At 73.2% G+C, this 4,526-nt stretch carries 5 protein-coding genes; 3 read left to right on the top strand and 2 right to left on the bottom strand.

The features are described from left to right. The first annotated feature begins 351 nt into the window (after nucleotides 1–351). Nucleotides 352–1,095 (top strand): helix-turn-helix domain-containing protein, encoded by a 744-nt coding sequence (locus PV721_RS41470; protein ID WP_319733804.1) that lies wholly within the window; start codon nucleotides 352–354, stop codon nucleotides 1,093–1,095. A gap of 21 nt (nucleotides 1,096–1,116) precedes the next feature. Here the strand turns inward: PV721_RS41470 and PV721_RS41465 are convergent, their stop codons facing one another. Next, nucleotides 1,117–1,545: a MarR family winged helix-turn-helix transcriptional regulator gene (locus PV721_RS41465; RefSeq protein WP_319733802.1), complete on the bottom strand. Its 429-nt coding sequence runs from the start codon at nucleotides 1,543–1,545 to the stop codon at nucleotides 1,117–1,119. 132 nt (nucleotides 1,546–1,677) lie between these two features. Between PV721_RS41465 and PV721_RS41460 the strand changes: the two genes are divergently transcribed. Further along, nucleotides 1,678–2,562: an MBL fold metallo-hydrolase gene (locus tag PV721_RS41460; protein WP_319733800.1), complete on the top strand. Its 885-nt coding sequence runs from the start codon at nucleotides 1,678–1,680 to the stop codon at nucleotides 2,560–2,562. Between the two features lie 41 nt (nucleotides 2,563–2,603). On the opposite strand, the gene PV721_RS41455 is transcribed toward PV721_RS41460, so the two are convergent. After that, nucleotides 2,604–3,587, bottom strand: coding sequence for an AraC family transcriptional regulator (locus tag PV721_RS41455; protein WP_319733798.1), 984 nt, complete (start codon nucleotides 3,585–3,587; stop codon nucleotides 2,604–2,606). Nucleotides 3,588–3,669: 82 nt separating this feature from the next. On the opposite strand from PV721_RS41455, the gene PV721_RS41450 reads away from it, so the two are divergent. Further along, nucleotides 3,670–4,500 carry an NAD(P)H-binding protein gene (locus PV721_RS41450; protein ID WP_319733796.1) on the top strand — a complete coding sequence of 277 codons (831 nt, stop codon included), beginning with the start codon at nucleotides 3,670–3,672 and terminating at the stop codon, nucleotides 4,498–4,500. Nucleotides 4,501–4,526 lie beyond the last annotated feature (26 nt).

Genomic DNA, 4,526 nt, shown 5'->3' with positions numbered 1-4,526 from the left:
GGGCCGGGATGCGGTGGGGCCGGACGTGTAAGAACCCAAAGAACCGGGGGAAAGAACCAACCAACCCCACCCAACCCGGCCCGTGTCGCTCGGACGGGTGAAACGTGCCAACTGGGCTGGATTCGGGACGGGTTGGCGGGCATATGCTCGCCCCGACCGTCTCGGACATGAGACGGCCCCCGACGGGACGGCAATCCCGGCCGAGGGCCTGACCAACAAGGAAGCAAGACCTTCCCAATGGCTCCCCAGCACCTTAGCGCGCCGTCGCGCGCAGCGGCCCGTGTTCGACCCGGGACCCCCCGATCCGGTGTCATTCACGTCAACACGCCGCACGCGCGTCACTTCACCGTGGTGGGCAACCACCTTCTCCAGCACCCCGAGCTGTCGGCGACGGCGATCGGGGTCGCCGCCTACATCCAGTCGCTGCCCGACGGGGCCCCCGTGGGAATCAAGGCGCTCACGGACCGGTTCCGCGAGGGGGAGGTCCGGATCGCCTCCGCCCTGCGGGAGTTGGAGCGGCACGGCTACCTGGAGCGGCGGCGCGAGCGGCTGGCGACCGGGCAGGTGGTGACCCGGACGTTCTCGTACAACAGGCCGGGGGTCGTCGCAGACCCTGCCGTCCCGCGGCCTTCCGACGTCCCGCCGCCTCCGGACGACCCGCCTCCGCCACCGGTCCGGGAGCCCTTGCCGGGGCCGGGCCGGGGTCGGGCATTCGACGCGCTCCCCGTGCCGCAGGCGGTGCACCGCGGTGCGGCCGACCTGCTGGCCGGGCTGCGGCGCTACGATTCGCGGCTCCTGCTGGCCGAACGCGACCTACGGCGGCTCGTGCCGGGGGTGTCGGCCTGGCTGGAGCGCGGGGCCGACCCCGAGGCGGTGGCGCGGGCGCTGTCCGGCGGCCTCCCCGAGCGCATGCGCGACCCCGCGTCCGTACTCGCGTACCGGCTCACCGCGCTGGTCCCGCCGCACCTGCCGCCCGACCCGGTGGTCCGGCGGCCCGGACGGCCGGATCCGTTCCAGACCTGCGACGGCTGCGAGCGCGCCTTCCGGGCCCCGGTTCCGGGGCGTTGCGGCGATTGTCCACCGGTCGCCGCGTAGGACTCGGAGGGCCCGTAGCGCTCAGGGGGAGGTGAGGGCCTGTTCCAGCAGGGCGTGCAGGGCGCGCTGGTCCTGCTGGGTGAGGCCGGACAGGGGGGAGTCCACCGCGAGGAGCGCGAGGAGGCGTTCGCGCAGTGCGGTGCCCTCGGCGGTGAGGACGAGGTGCTTGGCGCGGCGGTCCGTGGGGTGCGGGTGGCGCTCGACCAGGCTCTGCTTCTCCAGCTTGTCGACGACGAAGGTGGTGTTGGAGGGCTCGCAGCTCATGCGTTCGGCGAGCTCGCGCATGGTCATCGGCCCGCTCATCTCCCGCAGTGCGGTCGCCTGGGGCGCGGTGAGGCCGAGGCTGGCGGCGCGCTCCCGCACGTGCTCGGCGATCCGCTGGGCCAGTCCGTTCACCAGGCCGCACAGCTGGCGCTCGGCGATCACCTGCTGCTCGGGGGGCGTCGTCATGCCACCACCCTAGCAAGTCCGTCAAGACTGAATATTTCCAGCTTGAATGATTCGAGCTTGATGCTTATGGTGACCTCGTCGCTGCGGGAGAACGCCCGCCGCGACCTGATGACGATTCACGGAAGAGGACCCATGGCTGACTTGACGGTGGACCAGGACGTGCGGCTGCGTCGGCCGGCGGGGATCCGCTCGATACGGCTGGGCGAGACGAAGGTGTCGTACGTGCCGGACGGCGACGTGCGGCTCCGGCCGCTGAGCGTGCTGCCGGGCACCACCGACGAGGTGTGGGCCGCGCACCCGGAGTACCTGGACGCCGCGGGCCACCTCGTGGGGAGCGTCGGCGCCCTGCTGGTGGAGCACGGCGACCGCGCGCTGCTGATCGACGCGGGCTTCGGCCCGCAGTCGCACGAGGCTCCGGAAGGCCCCATCAGCACGATCCGCGGCGGTGCGCTCCCCGACGGCCTGGCCGCCCTCGGCCGACGCCCCGAGGACATCGAGGCGGTGGCCTTCACCCACCTCCACGCCGACCACCTCGGCTGGGCCTGTCATCCCGCCCCCGGCAGCGACCGGCTGGTGTTCGGCCACGCCGACTACCTGGTCTCCGAGCCGGAATGGGACCGCCGCGACCTCCTGGAGGCCCAGGGCATGACCGAGCAGGTCGCGGCCCTCGCGCCGCGCGTGCGCACGGTCGCGGACGGGCAGGAGATCTTCCCCGGCGTACGGGTGCGGATCACCGCCGGCCACACCGTCGGGCACGCCGAGTACGTCATCACCGGGGGCGGGCGGCGCCTGATCGCCTTCGGCGACGCCGTGCACTCGCCGATCCAGATCGACCATCCCGAGTGGTCCTCGGCCTTCGACCACGACCAGGCGCGGACCGCCGACCACCGCCACCGCCTCGTCGCCGAGCTGGCGGAGCCCGGCACGATCGGCTTCGGCGTCCACCTCGCCGACGTGGTGTTCGGCCGCGTCCAGCGGGACGGCGACGGTCCGGCCTGGCGCCCCCTGGACTCCTGACCGCTGGATCGAGGGAGGAGTCGTTCCGAGCCCGGGGAGTCCTAGGAAGCGCTGCGGGCCGGGCCGGCGGCCGCGCGGTGGTGGCTCGGGCGGGTGCCGTACACCCGCTGGAAGGCCACGCTCAGTCCGAAGGCGCTGCGGTAGCCGACCTGCCGGGCGATCGACTCCACCGTGGCCTCGGAGCGCACCAGCAGATCGGCCGCCAGGGCCAGCCGCCATCCCGTCAGGTACGCCATGGGCGGCTGGCCGACCAGCTCGCCGAAGCGGCGGGCGAGCGTCGCCCGGGATACGCCGGCCTCCTCGGCGAGCGCCGCCACCGTCCACGGGCGCGCGGGCCGGTCGTGGATCAGGCGCAGCGCCGGGCCGGCCACGGGGTCGCCGAGCGCCCGGTACCAGCCGGGCGGGTCGGACTCGGGGCAGGTGAACCACTCCCGCAGCGTGGACAGCAGCAACAGGTCCAGCAGCCGGTCCAGGACCGCCTGCTGACCGGGGTCGTCCCGGCTGATCTCCAGGGCCGTGAGGTCGAGGATCGGGCCGGGCTCGCCGCCGTAGCGCACCACGAGCACCCGGGGGAGCGCGCTCAGCAGCCGCTCAGAGACCCGGCCGCCGACGTGGTAACTGCCGGTGAGCAGCACGTTCGGGGCGTCGGCGTCCAGGCTGTTCCCGCACGTGCGCACGCCCAGTACGAGCTCCTCGCTGATCTCCGCGCCGTCGGCCGTCGTGCAGTGGTCGGGGCCGTGCACCACGTAGAGCGGCGGCGCCACCGGGCCGTCGTCGGCGGTGCCGGCGGTGTCGGCGATGGTGAACGGCCCGCCCCCCACCACGATGGCCACGTCGCCGCGGTCGAGCGCGACGGGTTCGGCGTCGTCGCCGGGGAGGATCCGGCCCGTGCCGCGCAGCATGGTGACCAGGGTGAGGGGAGTCCGGTCCGCGAACCGGATCGACCACGGTGGGGCCAGGATGGCCCGGCTGAACAGGGCCCCGTCGGAACGGACTTCGTACAGCAGGCTCGCCAACGCATCCATACGGCAAGAGCTTAGACGCCCAGACATCGATCTGAGCGGGAAGACCATTCCACGCCTCAACGGCAGCGGCTTGACTGGCCGCATGACGACGAAACCGATACTGGTCCTCGGCAGCACGGGCAAGACGGGACGGCGCGTGCTCTCCCGCCTCCGACAGCACGGACACGAGGCCCGGGCGGCCTCCCGGAAGGGGCCGACCCGCTTCGACTGGAACGACGGGAACACCTGGGAGCCGGCGCTGGAGGGGGCCGGCGCGGTCTATCTGGTCGACTCGCAGCAGAGCGACGCCGCGACGTCGCTGCGCTCCTTCGCCGAGCTGGCCGTGGCCCGCGGTGTGGAGCGGCTGGTGCTGCTGTCGGCCCGCGACTGGGTGGTGCCGGACGGGGAGGAGAAGCTTCCGGGTGAGCGCGCGGTACGGGAGTCCGGCGCGCAGTGGACGATCCTGAAGCCGACCTGGTTCGCCCAGAACTTCAGCGAGGACCCCTTCTACCGCGGGCAGTTGCTCGACGGCGAGTTCGTGATGTCGACCGGGGACGGCATCGAGCCGTTCGTCGACGCCGAGGACATCGCCGACGTCGCCGTGGCCGCCCTCACCGAGGAGGGGCACGGCGGGCAGGCCTACGAGCTGACCGGCCCGCGGCTGCTGAGCCTGGGCGACGTGGTCGGGGAGATCGCCCGGGCCACCGGCCGGGACATCGCCTACCGCCCCGTGCCGGCGGAGGAGTACGCGGCCTACGCCCTGGAGAAGGGCCTGCCCGAGGACTACGTGGCCCTGCTGAACCTGCTCAACGGCTGGATCGAGGAGCGCCGCTTCGCCACCCTCGCCGACGGCGTGCAGCGCGCCCTCGGCCGTGAGCCCCGCGATTTCGCCGACTACGTCCGCCGCACCGCCGCGACCGGGGTGTGGCACTGATCCGCGGGGGTGGGGCACTGATCCAC

Source organism: Streptomyces sp. MB09-01, assembly GCF_033794505.1.
Taxonomy (GTDB): Bacteria; Actinomycetota; Actinomycetes; order Streptomycetales; family Streptomycetaceae; genus Streptomyces.
The sequence above is the reverse complement of the archived record's forward strand: the minus strand, read 5'-3'. Positions and strand labels throughout refer to the sequence as shown.

Excerpts from the sequence above, each read along its gene's own strand:
- PV721_RS41465 (WP_319733802.1), bottom strand. The coding sequence starts at position 1,545 with ATGACGACGCCCCCCGAGCAGCAGGTGATCGCCGAGCGCCAGCTGTGC.
- PV721_RS41460 (WP_319733800.1), top strand. The coding sequence starts at position 1,678 with ATGGCTGACTTGACGGTGGACCAGGACGTGCGGCTGCGTCGGCCGGCG.
- PV721_RS41455 (WP_319733798.1), bottom strand. The coding sequence starts at position 3,587 with ATGGATGCGTTGGCGAGCCTGCTGTACGAAGTCCGTTCCGACGGGGCC.
- PV721_RS41450 (WP_319733796.1), top strand. The coding sequence starts at position 3,670 with ATGACGACGAAACCGATACTGGTCCTCGGCAGCACGGGCAAGACGGGA.